This is a genomic window from Nostoc sp. (assembly GCF_036917635.1).
Classification (GTDB): domain Bacteria; phylum Cyanobacteriota; class Cyanobacteriia; order Cyanobacteriales; family Nostocaceae; genus Nostoc.
On sequence record NZ_JBALCW010000098.1, the window covers coordinates 168,513 to 187,637 of the forward strand.

Sequence of the window (19,125 nt, forward strand, 5' to 3'; positions counted from 1 at the left end):
TCTTCCTGTGTAGGGAAAGTATGAAACTAATGGATGACTATGAGTTGAGAGTATGGAAATTCAGGGTGTTGAACTTGGTTCCGCAATCTGATAAGGAGATGCTCGTCAAGTTGTTGCGCTATTCCATGTTGAACGTGATCTACTACTCTTTTAGCGAATTTCATGTGGATATCGCGCCCTAGATAAGCCTTAAAGTTTTCAATAGTAAGAATTTTCTCAATTGCCGTCATAGGACTGCTATAGAATAATATCTCAGGCTCAGGATAATCACTCACCGCATAAGCAGCTTTGATTACTACTGCGACTTTTTCTTGCTTAATTGATTCAGTTGATATTTGTATCGAGCGCCACTTGTCTCTATAAATAGGAAGCATTGCCTCTTGTTCATCAGATAGTTCGGTGATGATGCGTTTTGGCATATCATTTGTGCGTCTTGGCATATTTCAGTGTAAAAATAGTAAGTTGGCTTGAACTAAATATTTGTTACGTAGTCACCTTTAACCACCCAAAAATATCACCGACCGTCAACTGTAAACCCTGACAGAATTCTGGCACTGGTAAAACAGACTCAATTTCTTCAAAAGGTAAAGGTTGTTGTCTTGCAGGATAAGCAGCAATGAATCGCTCATCAGGGTCAATTAACCAACCCATTTGAGTCCCATGATTGAGAGCGTGTAAGATTTTTTTTGTAACTTTTGTATGGCTTTGTTCGGGCGAGAGAATTTCGATTATCCAGTCGGGTGCTGCGGCAAATGTATTGGCAATATCACCATTCTCGTCTACAGGAAGCCTTGCCCAAGAGAATACAGCGACATCGGGAACTATAGAACGTCCTGCAAAGGTGCAACGTAATTCTGGAAAAGCCCAACCCATTTTTTGGACTTTGATAACAGAATTGATTGTGGGACAGAGTTCTCCTTGAATAGTGCTATGTTTTCCTTGAGGCATAGGTTTTGAAATTATTTTACCGTCTATGTATTCGCAATACGGTTTAGTTTCTGGTAATGCGAGAAACTCTTCTAGACTCAATATTTTATTTGATGTTTGTACCATGATTATCCTAGCTTAAACTTGTAATATTTTTTACATCGTTAGTGTTTACCTTATTTTAAAATATTTTTCAATTTACCAATCTGCTAAAATATAAATTATTTCATGTTTGCTTGCGGCTACAATACATTACCAAAAGTATAAATAATCCTATGCCTGCCAAATATTTAATTGCATCAGGTACGCTGGGATTAGGCGAAAAAAAGCCTTCGATCGCACCAGCAATAACCAACATTGGTACAATCCCAAATATTAACTGCACCGCCTGAGAACCGTAAAATTTTAGTGCATCCCCACGGCGATATTTACCAGGAAATAAAATTGCTCTTGCTAACAAAAATCCCGCACCCCCAGCAAAAAAGATGGCGGGTAATTCTAAAGAACCATGCGGTAACACAAACGCCCAAAAAGGATAAGCCAGATTATTTTGACCAACTAAAGTACCAACAGCACCAATCAATAAGCCATTAAAAATCATCAAATAGGCTGTGTATAACCCAGCCGTCATGCCACCAGCAACAGCCCCAAAAGACACCGACAGATTATTGATCATAATACTGCTGGATGCCAGAGGTTCAACGCCAACAATTGACCCCATCCATAATTTATGCTCATCTCGCACCTTGGTAATCAAACTTTCAGGGACGATCAAAGGCATAAAGCTGGGGTTTTGCCAAGAATACCACCAAGCCACTAATGCCCCTACTAGAAACAGCGCCGTTGCAGCAGCAATATATGCAAATGTTTTCTGAACTACAGATGGTAATCCCCAGCGATAAAATTTTAAAATTGCCTGCCATTCTTGTCGCCGCGAACCTTGGTAAATCTGCGTATAAGCACGAGTTGTTAAAGATTGTAAACTTTGGATTAAAGTATTGCCGATTTGCTGAGTGCGAGCACGGGCTAAATCTGCCGCTACCGAACGATACAAACTCGCTAATTCTCTAATTTCTGCTGCTCGTAGGGACTTTAACCCTTTTTTTTCTATCTGCCTTAATAGGGCATCCAAACGCTGCCAATTTGGTTCTCGTCGCGCAATCCAACGTTGAATATTCATGACTTTTGGGAACACTGAGTTTAACTTAGCTTAAGATAGCTTCAAATTCATCTCCGTAGTTTCAAGGGAAATTTACCATTATGTCTGAAAGTTTTGGATCTCCCGGTCAGATACAACCACTGAGTATTGGTAACGTTGTCAGTGCTGCCGTGCGGTTGTATCGTTCTCATCTGAAGACTTATCTGAATTTGGCTGCGATCGCTCACTTGTGGCTTTTAGTTCCGATTTATGGTTGGGCAAAATATGCAGCTATTTCTGGACTCATTTCACGCTTGGCTTTTGGAGAATTAATTTACCAACCTGAAAGCGTCCAAGCCGCCAGCAGCCATGTTAATGGGCGTTTGTGGTCATTTTTAAGAGTTGGTTTTCAGGTAGGAATATCTTTGGTTTTAATTTATTTTGGATTAGCGATCGTCGGTGGTATTGTGGGTGGCTTGCTGGGAGTGGTATTAGGAAGCATATTAGGTACTACAGGCGTTGTAGTCGCAACCACATTGGGAATAATCTTAATGGTATGTATTTTGCTGTTGGGGCTAACTTGGTGCTACTCGCGTTGGGTGATAGCTGAAGTACCCTTAGCAGTTGAGGAAAATATTAATGGTGGCGAAAGTGTTGCCAGAAGTTGGGAGTTAACTAAAGGCTCGGTATTTCGCATTCAAGGCGTTGTTTTAGTTGCTTTTATCGTTACATTACCCTTGGTATTTGTATTAAACTATGTACCTAGCATATTCCTTATAAGGCTTGAGTCAGGTTCTACTATCTACTCAATTGTGTCTTTTATTTCTTGGATTGGAAGCTTGATAGGTGGAATTTTAATCATGCCATTCTGGCAAGCGCTAAAAGCTGTTTTATACTTGGACTTACGTAGTCGGCGTGAAGGTCTAGGTTTGCAATTAAGAGAACCTCCCTTGCCAAATTTTCGTTAACTCAACACCTTAATTCAACTCTATTAATTTTGAATTAGTTAAAATATTATGCGCTTTTTTAATCGCATCACATTCCAGACTCCAGAAAGTGTAGAGTTGGAATTTACTTTAGCGGGAATCGGTAATCGAGCTTTGGCACTGCTGATTGACTACACAGTTTTGGCTGTAACATTGCTTGTATTTCTCCTTACTTGGACTGTCTTTTCGACGCAACTGTTCAATTTTTTTGAAGACTTGATTACGAATGCTCAAAATTTAGGAATTTGGTTAATAGCAATTTTCTTCCTAATCGCCTTTGCAATTTACATCGGCTATTTTGTATTTTTTGAAACCTTATGGTTTGGGCAAACCCCTGGTAAACGGGTTGCTAAAATTCGCGTGGTTCGAGATGATGGTAGACTAATCGGGCTACAGCAAGCAACGCTACGGGCTTTACTACGACCCTTTGATGAAACTTTGTTTATTGGCGCTTTTTTAATTATGTTGAGTCGTCGAGAAAAGCGTTTAGGTGATTTAGCCGCTGGCACAATTGTAATTCAAGCCGAAACACCCACTGCATCCGCGACATTGATAATTTCAGAACAGGCAAAAAAACTTCATGAACAGTTAATCCAAATTGCTGATTTATCGCAATTGATGCCAGATGATTTTGCTGTGATTCGTGAGTATTTACAGCGACGTGGTGCAATGTCGTTAAAGGCAAGAGCATCACTATCTTTAAAGCTAGCCGAGCAAGTTAAAGCTATTATTAATTTAGAAAAATTGCCAGAAGCTGTTACACCTGATGTATTTTTAGAAGCTATTTATCTTGTTTATCAGCAACCGGAATTTTAGGCTAGAGATTTTATTTAGAGCATTGGCAAAAAATTAGGTTTACCTAAAAGACAATTTATCTTTGAGCTTATTTTCTCTGCTATGTCTACAACTAGCGCGTAATTACGGGTTCTCGCTTTTTCGATAACTAATAATGAGTAGTCAGTAGTCAGTGAGTCGAAACTACTAACTACTAACTACTAACTACTAACTAATGACTTAAAAATCTAAAATCGGCCAGTCTGGTTCACGATAATAGCGTGTCATGTTGTCAAATTTTCGCAATTCGACGCGATTAATGAAAACTTCTGGTAAATTCAACAGCCATTGATCATTCAATTGAGAAAGCATTGTGCTGAAACTTATGCGGTCTAAGTCAGATGAAACCTCCCCAAAATAGGCTAATGTAACATGGGCTGTGAAGTGATAATGCTGCTCAATACCCAAAGCAATTAACTTGGGATTTTGATAAATTGTTCGGCGAAATTTAATAATTTCCTCGTAACAACCTTCATCTTTTGGTACTAAACAAACGGCTACAGCCCTTGGCATCAGTATCAGTCCCAGCATTTGCCATTTAATCGGATGACTCCTATTTGTCATCAATTGTTGATATTGCTGAAAGGTTTCTGCTAAACAAGAGTGTAACTCTTCGTCAAATTTGGGATTTTTTTCGCAAGCGTCAAGGTAAGCATTGTCCCAAATTAAATCCGCTAAAGTCATGTGGAAGCTAGCAGGAGGTAGAGGCACAATCAAATCATGGCTTACAGGCAACTGCAAAAGTTCCTGTTGGTAAGTCTGTAATTTGTCATAGAAAGCAGAATTTTGCGATTCTTCTCCTGCTGGCGGGGTAATTAACGTATAGCCAGGAAAGGACGCTGCTTGTCTCAACCCAGAATCTGGCTGAAATTTAGAAGATTCCTGGATATGCTGGACTTGGGATCTGTAGGCTTCTGGCAGCGTCAGCCGTGCTAACCGATTTAAGTAAGTTTGATAGTTGTCGTCCAATCTTCATAGCCTCATGCTCTCACTTGATAGATTTTAGGGAAAATTACCTTAATTAACAGAATGATTTTAAAAGTATTTAATTTTGGGAGTCGGGAGTGGGGAGTTAGGAGTTAGGAGTTAGGAGTTAGGAGTATAAATATTAACTCTTGACCAATGCCCAATGCCCAATGCCCCTCCCTCATCTACTAACAGGTTAGTCTATGCCAATTTATGTTTACTGGGGTGAAGATGATTTTGCTATGGAAAAGGCGATCGCTATGCTGTGCGATCGCGTCCTCGATCCCCAATGGATTAGTTTTAATTACACTGCATTCACCCCAGATCAAGCTGATGCTGCTATCCAGGGGTTAAATCAGGTCATGACACCCACTTTTGGCGCTGGTGGGCGCTTGGTATGGCTGATAAATACTACTTTGTGCCAGCAGTGTCCAGAGAATGTGTTAGCAGAACTGGTGCGATCGCTAAGAGTCATTCCCGATAACTCATTTTTATTGCTCACCAGCCGCAACAAGCCAGATGAACGCCTCAAATCCACAAAATTGTTAAAACAATTTGCTACCGAATTCCGAGAATTTCCCCTCATTCCCCCTTGGAAAACCGAATTGCTGGTGCAATCTGTTAATCAAGCTGCTCAGACTGTGGGCGTAAAACTAACTGCCAATACTGCCCTGTTGTTGGCAGAATCTGTAGGAAATGATACACGGTTGCTATACAATGAGTTAGAGAAACTGCGGCTATATGCCCAAGGTAGCAACAAGCCTTTAGACACAGATACTGTTACCAAGTTAGTAAGAAATACTACTCAAAATAGTTTACAATTAGCGGCAGCAATCAGAACAGGAGATACACCTAAAGCTTTGACGACACTGGCAGATTTGAGCAATGCTTCCGAGCCGGGATTACGGATAGTTGCCACATTGATTGGACAATTTCGCACATGGCTGTGGGTGAAGATTATGATAGAAAGTGGGGAGCGCAATCAACAAGCGATCGCTAGTGCTGCTGATATCGGTAATCCCAAACGGATCTACTTCTTACAGCAAGAAATCAAGCTTCTTTCTGTACAACAGTTAATCTCTTGCTTACCCCTATTACTGGAATTAGAAGTGAGTCTCAAACAAGGAGCATCAGAAATCCCAACACTCCAGACTAAGGTTATCGAACTTTGTCAATTATGCCGAGGTAATTGACAAGTAAATATAAAAGCTTGATGTATTAGAGCAGTTGCTGGAACTTCCAACTCTGAAAATAATTCAACGTTCTTATAATATCCCTAATGTAGTTCTGTGTCACACACTATATGAAGAAAATTTCTGATTTATTTTCCCGATCTAGCCGAAAGCGAATCCTTTCCCAATCATTCTTTTTCGGCGCGATCGCCACTGTGGGTGTAATTTCCAACGCTTTTTTATTGAGTTCAAAAGCTTCTGGTCAAACTCCATCACCAATAGTTAACAATACTCAAATCGACAGCTACGCTCAAGCCGTGCTAGCAATGGAACCAGCCCGTCAAAATGCCTTTGAAGAAATTAAAAAACTTATTGGTAATGGAGAAATTCCCAAGATTGTTTGCAACGACTCTAACAGCATAAATGGTCTTCCGAGGAAGGCTCAAGATATTGCAGTGAATTACTGTAACCGCTCTCAAAAAATTGTCCAAGATAATGGTTTGAGCATTGATCAGTTCAACAAGATTACTATAGAATTACAAAATAACAATATCTTAAAACGGCAGGTTTACAATAGCTTATTACGCTTGCAAAAAAGTCCTGACTCTCCTTAGTTAAAACTTGTATAAAAATTAGAGAGTAACACGTTAAATTATTCGTACCTCGGCAACGCTTGGCAACCTAATTCCCCACTCATTGAATAATAATTATCGCTTGCAGAATTGTTATTCCACACTTTTGGGTAAGTTCCAAAACATCTAATTTGCATAATCGAGTTAAACATAACTCTTGTGGGGTAGGCATCCTGCCCGCCAAGCTTATGTAATTTAAATGTGGAACAGCTTACTATTCAAACATAAGACATATTTGCTTGGCGCTTGGTGTGAATATTTTTCATGTGCTTCTTCACGGTGTTTATGGTGATGTAAAGCTTAGTAGCAATTTCTTTGTAGCTGTAATTGCTTCTATAGAGAAACCAAATTTCAGCTTCTCGCGGCGTCAGGTCAAATTTTTTAACTTCAGTGAGTGCTACATTTTTCACAGATTCATATTGATTTTCTATAGTCACCAATAAGCAAGGCACTTCAAACCCCTCTAAATCTAACAGTCTCACCCTAATCCGAAAAATATTGGACTTATCAAGTACAATTTCATCCGACAGAATTAGAAGTCTATCAGAAAACAAATACCGACTATTGAATAACGATTCACAAAGATTCCAGATGACTGGTGGGACAAAATTTGGGTTGAAGTTGCCTTGATTAAATTGACAACAAACACGACGAGCCGATGCATTAGCATGAACTACTTCACCAGTTTGGCTTAAAATTAATATACCGTCTTCTAAGCCTTCAATTACTTCTTGCAAAAAATCAGCTCGTTTCGAGTCATGTAAGTCAATACTATCTAGCTTTTGTGGTTCAGCTATTGCTTTTACTAATGTCTTTGTTAGGGCGATCATAGGAAAGGTTCCAATGTAGAAAACACTGCTGATTAGTGATTAAGGGGAGTTGAAAGATGCACCATCTATTTTTTTGATGATTATCTGAATAAATTGGGTGAATATTACAGAGCAATCATGCTAATGGCAATAAACCAAGTGTTTTTTAACACTATTTTCTTGAAATATTAAATTTCTAATTTATGTAGTCTGTTTGCATTAGATTAAGTTACATGCTTTAAATACAACTCTTAAATTGCCTATTTCGGAATTCCCTCCCAATAAGCTTTAAATAAGGGACTTCCAACAAATAAATTACCCAATCTTGTGGGGTGGGCATCTTGCCCGCCCTTGTATATGGGCGGGCAAGATGCCCACCCCACAACAAGTAGTTGAGTATTTTTTTATTAGACATCTCCGACAATGAATGTAGAGACGCGTTAGCGCATAGCGGCACGAAGTGCAATTTCGCGTCTCTACAAGGGTTTCAGGTTACGCATATTTAATTTCTGGAGATGTCTATTTGGAAATCCCTAAGTTCTTCTTGCCTAGTGACACCCTTAAATCAATTCGCACTCTTGCCTCCGGCACGCTTTATGTTAAGCCAAGCGTTACCGCAGTAGACAATTAGGTTTTGTGTCGGGGATTTAAATTAGGCATTCAATTCGTCTTAGCCCTGTCTTGCTGGGGAATTAAACCCTAAACTTTGTTAAAGGGGAAGAAGGGGAGAGGGTGGGAGGGGCGGACTCTTCAGAAGTGGTAGTTTGACTGTAAACGTCGCCCCTTGTCCTTTTCCTGGACTATTTGCGTGGATAGTACCGCCATGTAATTCTACTAAATTACGCACGATCGCTAATCCTAGTCCTAATCCGCCATAGGTTCTAGTGCTAGAACTATCAGCTTGACGAAACCGCTCAAAAACGTAAGGAAGAAAATCAGGGCTGATACCAATACCTGTGTCAATTACCTGAATCTGGGCATATTTATGCGTTATCTGTTGTTTTTCTTGGCCAGCAACTACAGACAATTCCACCTCTACCCGTCCTCCTGTGGGTGTGAATTTGATGGCATTGGATAGCAGATTCCAAATTATTTGCTGCAAGCGCTCGAAATCACCCGATACTAAGAATTGAGAATTTTCGCCCAACATACTTTGAGATTGTGCTTCTCTTGATTCTAGATTTTCCTGATTGATTCCTAATTCCAAATCTGAATTTGGCGCGAAAGTGACCACGGGGAGTATCCCCGGTGGGGCATTTCGCGTTTCTTTTGAGGGAATAAGGGAAAATCTTAAATCGATTTCCTTGGATTGGGCGGCTAGGCTAACAGTCTCTAGGCTCGACTGAATCATTGGAACCAAATTACAAGTACAGACATTAAGGCGTAACTTGCCTCTCATCATCCGTGATATATCCAGCAGGTCTTCAATTAGCTGGGTTTGCGCTTTTGCATTGCGCTCAATTGTCTCCGTAGCTCTAGCTATTAGGGTTTCATTAAGCTTGCTTCGTTGCAGTAATTGCGCCCAGCCAAGGATGGCATTGAGGGGCGATCGCAATTCGTGAGATAATATTCCCAGAAACTCATCCTTCATCCGGTTAGCCTCTTGCAACTGCTCAGTTTGTTGTTGCAAAGAAGCAATTAAACTAGCTCGTTCCATTGCGATCGCTATTTGGTCGGATACTGCTTGCATCATCCCTTTTTGATTCTCGGTGAAGCTTAACAGAGTGCGGCTGCCAAAAGAAAGAGTACCCAACAAGCGTCCTTGGGCGATCAATGGGTATGCATAATAAGCAGTAATCCCTAAAGAGCGAATCAATTCTGTTTGCGAGTCAGTGGATTGCTGCACATTCTCTACAGAATCGGGATGCCGTTTTTGCGCTACACCACCAGAAACTCCTTCACCAACTGCCAACGACTCAATTTCCTTTGCCATCTCCTGAGAAATACCACTGTAAGACCCCAACCGCATTACTTGAGAGTTATCCTCAACCAAATAGTTTAAATAAACATCTATTCCAATTTGCTCTCTTAGTTTTCGGTAGACGCTATCGATTAGTAGTACTGGTTCTTGGCTTGATAGTAAATCGCTGGCTGTGTCAAATAGTAGGTTTAGCCTTTTGTAACCTAACGAGAGGGCTTTTTCTACCTGTTTGAGGTTGCTAATTTCTTGGAACACTAAAATACAGGTAGCTGGATGACCGTGCATTGCTGGTAAGGTATCAGCAAATACTAGTAGAGAGCGGACACCACCGGGGGTATGCCAGTCTACTTCCAATCCATTCAGGCGTTCGCCAAGGGCAACCCGTACTCCTGGCATTTGCTGATTGGGGATGCGATCGCCAGCCGCATCTGTATAATGATAAAGTGTGTGATAGTCTGCGGCTGCTACACCTTTGGGAAATTCGCCCCCAGCTAATTCGTTAGCAGAGCGATTGGCAAAAGTTACCCGCGCTGTTCCTGGTTCGATAAACAGCAAGGGTCTTGGCATCAGATTTAACACATTCTCTAGCCATTTTTGCTGATTTAGGAGTACTTCTTGTGCCTGTTTACGCTCCGTAATATCTAAAAATGCACCAACGCTTCCTCTGGTTTTACCCTCTTCGTCAAATAAAGGTGCAACGTACTCCAACAAGTTGACGATTTTTCCATTTTCATGAACAACATCGACTTCACAACCCAGAACTTCAACACCATGACTTGCAGAGTATTGCATCGGGAGTTCTTCTGCTGACAGTTCCTTTCCCTGGCGGTAGATTTTAAAGCTTGTCGGTTTTTCGCCCAAGGGAGGGTTGAGGGAGGCATTTGTATCTGAGGATATTCCTAACTGCTTGGCAAAAGCAGGGTTGACTTTGATATTTTGGCATTCGGGATCTTCGGCAATGCCAATTCCAATAGGAATTACCTCTAATAGAGTTTGTAATTCAGTAATGCGGCGCTGTAAATCCTTGTTTAGTTGTAGAATTTGTTCCTTAGCCACTTTTTGCTCGCTGATGTTGCGAGTCACAGTTGCTAAGGCAATTGGCTCACCTGTGTTTTTGTCTGTAACAGTGAAGATATTGTAATCAACTGGTATCGGTTGACCTGTTTGGAGATGCCGAAAACAGAATTCTCCCTGCCAACGCCCTTGTTGCAGCACAGTCGGCAATATATATTGTTGAAAATAGGCTTTGTCTTTGGGCATGAAGTAATCTAATACTGCCTTTTGTCTGACTTCATCAAGGCTGGAAAGACCTACCAGCTTTTGACCTGCATCATTTATGTAGAGTAATTGACCCTTAAGGGTGGCGATGCCAATAAAGTCAGAGCTATTTTCTACCAGCGATACTAATTTTTGTTGTTCTGCTTCTGCAAGCTTACGATCGCTCAAGTCGAGGATAAACGCTACTGACTCCTCGCGGTTTTCTCCTAGCAGCACGTAACCAACTAAAACCGGGATGCGGCTACCATCTTTGCGAATGTATTCTTTTTCGTAAGGCGTACAAGCAGCGTTGGTATTTCCCTTTGCTTCGGCGACACCTTGCTCATCCAAGTATAAATACTCTGGTGGTGTGATATTGCTCCAACTTAACCTACCTGCTAACAAATCCTCCTGCGTGTAACCAATCATCCTCAAAAATTCGTCGTTTGCCTGTAGGATACCCCCATAAACATCGCCAAGCAGAATGCCGATAACGTTAGAATCTACAAAACTTCCCAGTTTAGCTTCGTAGGTTCTCAGTGCTGACTGGGCAAGATCGCGCTGATGGCTGAGGCGTTCAACAACACTGGCACTTTGCCAAATCAAAATAGTAAAAATTACAATCAAAACGATCGCAAATACCGATACTGCAAAAGCCGGATCGTATTTTTCTGCCCGTTGACCTTCAACAATTACCCACCCCAATATAGAAGGTACTGCGATCGCGGCAATTAATAAACGACGTGCAAGTAAGCCGCCGTAACTATCACTTGTAACTACCCTCATTAGCCCTTGGTCTGCCCGCGCCCACAGAATGCCTATAGTTAATAAGCTGAACAACAGCGCTGTATGTAAAGCCATTGATGTTGTATAAGGGGCAAGTCCGTAGAGAACTTTCACTTTATAGGCATAGCCCATGAGCGCCTGAAAGGAAATTAAAGTAGCGATCAGAGTGATAATCTGAGCATACCAATAACTGCGGTGGGTTTTTGGATGAATCAAAATCTGTAGGGCGACGCTAACCAGCATAAAATTAACTGCTGTGTTCACGCCCATTCGCCCCGGATGCGATGTCGCTATAGTAGTTGACAAATCACCAAACAGTAGCTCGTCAATGCGGAGATTCCAGCCAAACAGATATTCACAAAGTGTAAGCGCAGCTATTGTAGTGACAGCTATTGCACAGACTCTAGAAATTAGAAGGGTATGGGGGGAATTTTCAATTGTTCTTTCCCCGCTGCTCCCCTCCTCCCTTGCTTTTAAAAATAGCCACAGCGACACACCACACAGTATAAAACACAGGGCTGTATTCACTTTCATCGTGGCAGGACTACCAAAGAAGCCGCGCTTGAGAACTTCAATGCCAAGACACCAACCAACTAGTACCAAGCTGCCAACAAAAACAGCGATCGCACCTGCTACTTTTGCCACAAGTGAATTTGTAGGCATTTTAAATATATCTTGCCACCGCAAGCGGTTAATATTTAACATTTATTGTTCTCTAACCGCATCTATCTAGTGTAGTAAACTTACCTATTTCTTACGGTTTAACCATTTCTATCCTTTGTATTGTAAGTTAACCATTGACTTGCTTTTCATCTACCTCTATACATATTTTTTCTTGGACAATTTCGAGTAAAAAATAAAGGTGGTTTTTTGAGCCACCTTTGTGAGTATTTTAAAATTGCAGAGTATGTTGCTTACCATCATCTTGGAAACGTTGCTCTCCAACCCCAACAAGTTCTACAATCACCTCACGCCGTGGAGGTGTCCATTCCCCAACTCTTGCTTTAATTTCCACTACTGTTTGATTAGAGTCAGTAAACACGCTGATATTTGTTAGCGAAAACTTTTTATTTTGATACTCGTTTGTTTGTCCATCATCTTCAAATAGTTGATATTCGTTATTACCAGGCCAAATCCGTAATCGGATCTCATCGAGTGGCGCTTGATCGACGTATTGCCTGACAGGTTGCATAGGAACGATCGCACCGCTACGGACATAGAGTGGCATTCTTTCGAGTGGTGCATGAGCAAGAATATGAATCGGGCCTTCGTAGCGATCGCCACTCCACCAATCATACCAAGTGCCAAGGGGTAAATAGACAGATCGATGCTCAACTCCAGGGCGGTAAATTGGTGCAGCCATCAGCGATGCACCTAGCAATACTTGATCGTAGAGGCTATAGGTTTTCGGATCGTTAGGGAAATGGTATAATAATGGTCTTAAAATCGGTGCGCCTGTTGTTACCGCTTCCCAAAAAAGAGTATAGATATAGGGAAGTAGTTGATAGCGTAGATTAATGTATTCTCGACAGATATTTTCAACGCGATCGCCAAATACCCAAGGTTCATGCCGAGCAGTAGACATTGCCGAATGACCGCGCATCAATGGGTAAAGCATTCCTACCTGCATCCACCGAGCGAATAATTCAGCGGTAGCATTACCAGCAAACCCGCCAATATCGCAACCGACAAACCCCACACCCGAAAGTCCCATATTGCAAAGCATCGGCAGAGACATTTCTAAATGCTCCCACAACGATTGGTTATCCCCCATCCACACAGAAGACCAGCGTTGCACACCAGCATAACCCGATCGCGTTAACACAAACGATCGCTCTGAACTTCGATGCCGTTGCAACCCTTCATAGCAAGCTTTAGCCATCATCAGCCCATACAAATTATGCACTTCGGTATGAGTCACATCAATTTTAGATTTTAGATTTTGGATTTTGGATTGAGAATTATCCTCATCTCCCCCTGCTCCCTGCGGTGCATCCAAAGGAAACCAAATCTTTTCACCATCATCGCCGAAAGGGCGATCGTTTATGGCAGGTTCATTCATATCATTCCAAATTCCTGCCACACCAACATCAGTTAAGCTTTTGTGTAAATCAGCCCACCAGTTAGCCACATCAGGACGCAAAAAATCAGGAAAGACAGCTTTCTCAGGCCAAACGTAGCCGTGGAACAACTCGCCATCAGCTTTCCGCACAAAATAGTCGTTTTCTAAGCCTTCGTCAAAAACATGATAATTTCCTTCTGGTTCATACTTCACACCAGGGTCAATGATTGTTACTGTTTTAAAACCATCCTCTGCTAAATCACTAATAAGTTTTGCTGGGTTGGGAAAGCGTTGAGGACTCCAAGTGAATACCCGATAACCCCGCATATAGTCAATATCCAAGTGAATAACATCACAGGGAATGCGACGCTGACGAAATTCTTGCGCCAGTTCCCGCACAACGGTTTCTGATTCGTAACTCCAGCGACATTGATGATAACCTAGCGCCCATTTCGGCGGTAATGGCATTCTCCCAGTTAACTGAGTGTAAGTCTCCAAGATTTGGGCAGGTTCGGGGCCATAGATAATGTAATAATCTAATTCACCGCCACGAGTTTCCATCTTCCAAGTACCTGGTTGTTCAGCACCGATATCGAACTGACTCCAAAAAGAGGTGTTGAAAAAGATGCCATAGCCTAACTCTGGGCGCAAAGCCATAAAAAATGGTATTGCTTGGTACATTTCATCAGTCAGTGCATCATAATCTAAGGTATCCGTTGTCCAGTTGGTTTTTACCTGGCTGAGTTTATCCAGAAAGCCTGTGCGTTCACCAAAACCATAGAAATGTTCATCGGCTGCAATTTCTTTCCATCCTGCAACTGCACCCATCCGCCAACCTATACCCATCTCTGCATCTTGGGCAAACGGGCGATTATTTTTGTCAAAACAAGCAATGCGGCACTTTTCTCGCTGGACGCACACACGAATCTGCGCTGTTTCAATTTCTACCGTTGCTTCATTTTGTTGCACACTAAAAGGTATTATTGCCCATTCTGTATCATCTGGCGCCACTGCCCAAGAACGGCGGGGCATAAATTCTCCAGTTGGTGCAAAACGCACGCGGATTAAATTGGGCGCAAGGACGCTGATGGTAAGGCGTGAGTCGCCACAGTCAAAATTAATAATATTATTGTCCCAGGTTACAGCTTTTACATTGCCGATGGTTGTCCAAGGTTGGTTAGTAGTGGGTAGTTTTCCGAAATATTGCGGCATATCAGTTATTCAGCAGGTAAACACTTGTCCGTATTCATAATTACAGAGATACTCAACCTCAAACTCTTTCTTTCGCTAGAGGTTGGGTGAAAGATTAGCAGATATTTTTTAGCATAGAGTGGTTTGGGCGCGTACTTCCTCAATGCGTCCAATGGCTTTACCAGTTGAGTCTAATACTGCTTTACCCAGCAGTAATTTTAGATGAATTTCACGAGTTTTCATTATCGTCCCCCTGGAATTCGTGCGATGATGCGATCGCGCAGCCATTTTTCCTAGTTTAAGGCTGCTACAAAAACTCTCTACAAACCTCTTTCCTTTGAGTTCTTTGCGGACTTTGCGGTTCGTTATTTTATTCTCCACCTAAATCCAAATACCGTATAAAAATAAACTTGTACATTTGGGATGCCCCCTATTTTTAAAATTTATTATATTAACATAAATTAAGATATTACTTTCATTTCTAGTAAATTATGACGGTTCCAATGTCAAAGGTTTTACAAAAGACTTTAAAATATTTTTAATTTAAAAAATATTTGACAATTACATCCCCTATTAAGCATATCTTGATGTCTATCATGATGCAGATACTTTATTTAGAATTAATAGTCTAGGCTTATACAATAACAAGCTGGAATACACATATTAGCTTGGTTGTGGCAAGGTTGAAAGACACATAAAAGCACAATCTTAGAAGGGAAAATATTTTGAGATTTTCCCTTCTAGTTTCCCATTACTCTTACCTTCATAACCTTCTTTCCAGCAGAATTAAGTTAGGCTTAAAACTCTAAAAAAATATGCAAAACGACTCTGGTAAAACTATTTCTATTTGGATGACAACGGCAGAAGTCCCAGAACAACCCGTACTTACCGAAAATACTCATGCAGATGTGTGCGTTATTGGTGCTGGAATAGCGGGGATGTCAACTGCCTATATGTTAACCCGCGCAGGTAAATCAGTGGTTGTGCTGGATGATGGCCCCATTGGTGGCGGTCAAACAGCAAGAACAACGGCACACGTATCGAACGTGCTGAGTTATCGTTACTACGAACTGGAGCAAATGCACGGTAAAGAGGGCGCAAAACTGGTTGCTCAAAGTCATACAACAGCAATTAATACTATAGAGGCGATCGCTACCCAAGAAAATATTAACTGCGACTTTGAGCGACTTGACGGCTATCTTTTTCCGCCAGACCTGAAATCAATAGATGAGATTCAGCAAGAGTTAGAAGCAGCACACCGCGTTGGACTCACTAATGTTGAAATGGTGAAAAAAGCCCCGTTGAGTGGCTTTGATACAGGAGTGTGTCTACGCTTTCCCCAACAAGGGCAATTTGATCCATTAAAATATCTAGCTGGACTGGCAGAAGCCATACAAGGCCGTGGCAGTAGAATTTATACTGGGGCGCACGTAGAAAAAATCACAGGTGGTTTACCCGCTCGGGTTGAGACAAGCAGTGGTAAAATTGTAACGGCCGATGCTGTGGTAGTAGCAACCAACTCACCCATCAGTAACTTAGCTACTATGCACTTTAAGCAAGCTCCATATATAACTTTTGTCATTGGTGCAAAAGTGCCTCGTGGTTCTGTTTCTAAAGCACTTTATTGGGATACCCTCGACCCCTACCACTACGTAAGATTACAAAGCATTAACGAACAATATGATGTATTAATTGTTGGTGGCGAAGACCACAAAACCGGACAAGCTGACGATGCTGATGCCCGCTATGCCAGACTCCAAACGTGGACGCGAGAACGTTTCCCGATAGCACAGGAGGTTTTATTTCGCTGGTCAGGCCAGGTAATGAATTCTGATGATGGTATTGCCTACATAGGCAAAAACCCCTTTGATAAGGAAAACGTTTACATCGCCACCGGTGATACAGGCATAGGAATGACCCACGGCACAATCGCGGGGATACTGTTAACTGACTTGATTTTAGGGCGAAACAATAGCTGGGCACAGCTTTATGAGCCATCGCGTGTAAAAATTGGTGGAGTCGGCGATTTTATCTCTGAGAATCTCAACGTAGCTGCCCAGTATTTAAAGTGGGTGACACCAGGCGATGTTGATTCCGTTGAAAAAGTTGCTCCCGGTACAGGTGCAGTGGTGCTACGTGGTTTGACAAAAGTCGCAGCTTACCGAGATGAAAACGGCACACTGCACGAACATTCGGCAATCTGTACTCACCTCAACTGTATCGTCGCTTGGAATTCCTCAGAAAAGACCTGGGATTGCCCATGCCACGGTTCGCGGTTTGATACGCAGGGAAAAGTAATCAACGGCCCAGCCATTAATGGGCTGGCACCATTGGAAAACAAGTAAAAAGTGGAGACTATAGCTTTAGTCTGACTCGAAAGAACTGCTTAAATTTCCATATATGTGATATAATATCCGCATAATATAGTTATTCTAATCACAGCTATTACACACCCCACCCCTAACCCCTGCCCCCTCTTCGGGCTACGGTGTACATACAAGTCCAATTACCCCCCTCAATCCCCCTTTATTAATGGGAGAAACAAGATATCTAGTTCCCTCCCCAATATATCGGGGAGGGTTAGGGTGGGGTAAAACCTTGGTTAATCAGCTATTTCATACTTATGTGTACACCGTAGCCTCTTCGGGAGGGGAGACAAACCATAGCTTTGGCTCTTTAGGGTTCTTCGGGCTTAATAAGCAATCAAGCGAACATAATATGAGAGGTCAAATATTGACAAATAGTTGATTTAGTGGGCTGTTTGTCCACTTTTTTCTTGTCAATCTCGTAAATATACGGGAACTTCTTGTTCTCAGTTATGGTCACCTTATGTCACCTTGAACAGTAAGCAGGTTCCCCCACTGTAACCGATCAAGCGTGGACGTAGCCCAACCCAGTCATCGCAAACCTCTATGTCTAATTTAACTTACCCTAACTCTCCGACAAGCCACCGTTCGCATCTAAAGGTGCGTACACTTACTGTTATTCATTACCAGCTTCTCCTAAGATTGTCTTTATATATACAATAATTATAATTTTTTAGTCAAATTAACGCAGACTTAAAACATTTTCAAATCCCGACAATGGAAGTTTGCTAATGGAAAAATTTCGCGCTAATAGACCAAATATTAGCATAATTCTTTATATATACACTAAAACTTCATGATAGCTATATCAAACGGCATATTAAAGATTTTTGCGACCAAAACCCTATATACTAAATTAGACTTTGATAAATTTGAGAGTTTTGTTAATTGCAACACCAAAAACTATTAATTTTTAGATGAAATACTAGCGTATCTTATAGTCTATAGTTTTTAAGGTTTAGTCAAAACTATATCCAGTATCATCAAAAAACTGCAAACTTCATGTGGTGCAAAAATCAATCGGGGAGTGAAAACATGAATTTACGTAGAGATGCATTGCAAATCCTCAAAGAAACTAGCCGAACTTTTTATATCCCAATTAGTCTTTTACCGCCAGGATTACAAGAAGCAGTAGCATCAGCATATTTGTGTATGCGTGCCATTGATGAAATAGAAGATCATCCTGAACTAGATAACGCTACTAAAGCAAAGCTGTTAAGAACGATTAGCCTGACATTACAGGCAGGGGTTGATGGCTTCGCGGTAGATGCTTTCTTTGCAGGATTTAGTGGGTATGAGAATACCTTAGAAGAAGTCACAGTGAGGATTAGAGAATGGTCGATACTAGCACCAGAGACCATTGCACCTCGAATTTGGGATGCTACTGCTGCAATGGCAGACCGGATGGCTTACTGGGCAGAAAGAAACTGGAAAATTTATACAGAATCTGATTTGGATCGTTATACCTTTGGGGTTGCAGGTGCAGTCGGATTGTTACTATCGGACTTATGGGGTTGGTACGATGGAACGCAAACGAACCGTACCCAAGCGATCGGGTTTGGCCGCAGTTTACAAGCAGTTAATATTCTGCGTAACCATACTGAAGATTTAGGGCGTGGGGTAGACTTTTTCCCAGAGGGTTGGAGTGCAGAAAATATGCAAGAGTATGCTCGGCGCAATCTAGCCCTGGCAGAAGCTTACACCAAAAACCTTCCTACAGGGCCTGCCTTAGATTTTTGCCAAATTCCTTTAACCTTGGCTAATGGCACTCTTGACGCCCTTGCTAATGGTAAAGAGAAACTCAGCCGCAGTGATGTTTTTGCACTTCTCGAACAACTGATTAGTGTAAACATGAAAGCCAGCTAATAGTCTCTTAACGACTAATGGAGACGATTCTAAATTGCCTCCAAACTTGAGCATCCAAAATTCTACAGCAATTTTCTGTAAGGGAGTCAGTGTGGTCTTATATCAGGTTTGGTTAAACACTTAATAATATCTGTTCTGTAGGTTGGGGAGCCATTGCGAAGAAAGCGGTTTCCCGGCGAGCCTTGCAAGTGGCGTTTGAGGAACGTAAATCA

The 19,125-nt window shown here is 41.7% G+C and carries 14 protein-coding genes; 6 read left to right on the plus strand and 8 right to left on the minus strand.

All coding sequences use genetic code 11. From position 1 onward, the window contains the following. Window positions 1-26: 26 nt before the first annotated feature. The 3 genes from V7K32_RS24245 to V7K32_RS24255 form a co-directional block, all read right to left on the minus strand. Entirely contained in the window at window positions 27-440 is a 414-nt protein-coding gene (locus tag V7K32_RS24245) for a hypothetical protein (protein ID WP_334996723.1), read from the minus strand. A 43-nt stretch (window positions 441-483) separates the two neighbouring features. Next, the gene (locus V7K32_RS24250; protein ID WP_334996725.1) at window positions 484-1,053 is read right to left on the minus strand and encodes a Uma2 family endonuclease; all 570 of its coding nucleotides are present in this window, start codon (window positions 1,051-1,053) and stop codon (window positions 484-486) included. A gap of 100 nt (window positions 1,054-1,153) precedes the next feature. Continuing rightward, the gene (locus tag V7K32_RS24255; protein WP_334996728.1) at window positions 1,154-2,107 is read right to left on the minus strand and encodes a stage II sporulation protein M; all 954 of its coding nucleotides are present in this window, start codon (window positions 2,105-2,107) and stop codon (window positions 1,154-1,156) included. Between the two features lie 80 nt (window positions 2,108-2,187). Here V7K32_RS24255 and V7K32_RS24260 point away from each other — a divergent pair, with 80 nt between their 5' ends. Both V7K32_RS24260 and V7K32_RS24265 read left to right on the plus strand, forming a co-directional pair. After that, window positions 2,188-3,033, plus strand: coding sequence for a hypothetical protein (locus V7K32_RS24260; protein WP_334996730.1), 846 nt, complete (start codon window positions 2,188-2,190; stop codon window positions 3,031-3,033). Between the two features lie 48 nt (window positions 3,034-3,081). Continuing rightward, window positions 3,082-3,867 carry an RDD family protein gene (locus tag V7K32_RS24265; RefSeq protein ID WP_334996732.1) on the plus strand — a complete coding sequence of 262 codons (786 nt, stop codon included), beginning with the start codon at window positions 3,082-3,084 and terminating at the stop codon, window positions 3,865-3,867. A gap of 198 nt (window positions 3,868-4,065) precedes the next feature. On the opposite strand, the gene V7K32_RS24270 is transcribed toward V7K32_RS24265, so the two are convergent. Next, window positions 4,066-4,854: a DUF1868 domain-containing protein gene (locus tag V7K32_RS24270; protein ID WP_334996734.1), complete on the minus strand. Its 789-nt coding sequence runs from the start codon at window positions 4,852-4,854 to the stop codon at window positions 4,066-4,068. Window positions 4,855-5,054: 200 nt separating this feature from the next. Between V7K32_RS24270 and holA the strand changes: the two genes are divergently transcribed. Both holA and V7K32_RS24280 read left to right on the plus strand, forming a co-directional pair. After that, complete coding sequence (gene holA, locus V7K32_RS24275; protein ID WP_334996736.1) at window positions 5,055-6,044, plus strand: DNA polymerase III subunit delta; 990 nt, start codon at window positions 5,055-5,057, stop codon at window positions 6,042-6,044. Window positions 6,045-6,154: 110 nt separating this feature from the next. Further along, window positions 6,155-6,637, plus strand: a complete 483-nt coding sequence (locus V7K32_RS24280; RefSeq protein ID WP_334996738.1) for a DUF4168 domain-containing protein — start codon at window positions 6,155-6,157, stop codon at window positions 6,635-6,637. Window positions 6,638-6,873: 236 nt separating this feature from the next. Here the strand turns inward: V7K32_RS24280 and V7K32_RS24285 are convergent, their stop codons facing one another. The 4 genes from V7K32_RS24285 to V7K32_RS24300 form a co-directional block, all read right to left on the minus strand. Beyond that, window positions 6,874-7,485 carry a helix-turn-helix transcriptional regulator gene (locus tag V7K32_RS24285; RefSeq protein ID WP_334996740.1) on the minus strand — a complete coding sequence of 204 codons (612 nt, stop codon included), beginning with the start codon at window positions 7,483-7,485 and terminating at the stop codon, window positions 6,874-6,876. A gap of 688 nt (window positions 7,486-8,173) precedes the next feature. After that, window positions 8,174-12,133, minus strand: a complete 3,960-nt coding sequence (locus V7K32_RS24290; protein ID WP_334996742.1) for a PAS domain S-box protein — start codon at window positions 12,131-12,133, stop codon at window positions 8,174-8,176. Between the two features lie 187 nt (window positions 12,134-12,320). After that, entirely contained in the window at window positions 12,321-14,702 is a 2,382-nt protein-coding gene (locus tag V7K32_RS24295; RefSeq protein ID WP_334996744.1) for a glycoside hydrolase family 31 protein, read from the minus strand. A gap of 108 nt (window positions 14,703-14,810) precedes the next feature. After that, window positions 14,811-15,062 carry a hypothetical protein gene (locus V7K32_RS24300; RefSeq protein WP_334996746.1) on the minus strand — a complete coding sequence of 84 codons (252 nt, stop codon included), beginning with the start codon at window positions 15,060-15,062 and terminating at the stop codon, window positions 14,811-14,813. A 434-nt stretch (window positions 15,063-15,496) separates the two neighbouring features. On the opposite strand from V7K32_RS24300, the gene V7K32_RS24305 reads away from it, so the two are divergent. Continuing rightward, complete coding sequence (locus V7K32_RS24305) at window positions 15,497-17,026, plus strand: FAD-dependent oxidoreductase (RefSeq protein ID WP_334996748.1); 1,530 nt, start codon at window positions 15,497-15,499, stop codon at window positions 17,024-17,026. 1,056 nt (window positions 17,027-18,082) lie between these two features. Then, the gene (locus tag V7K32_RS24310; protein ID WP_334996750.1) at window positions 18,083-18,913 is read left to right on the plus strand and encodes a phytoene/squalene synthase family protein; all 831 of its coding nucleotides are present in this window, start codon (window positions 18,083-18,085) and stop codon (window positions 18,911-18,913) included. The last annotated feature ends 212 nt before the right edge of the window (window positions 18,914-19,125 follow it).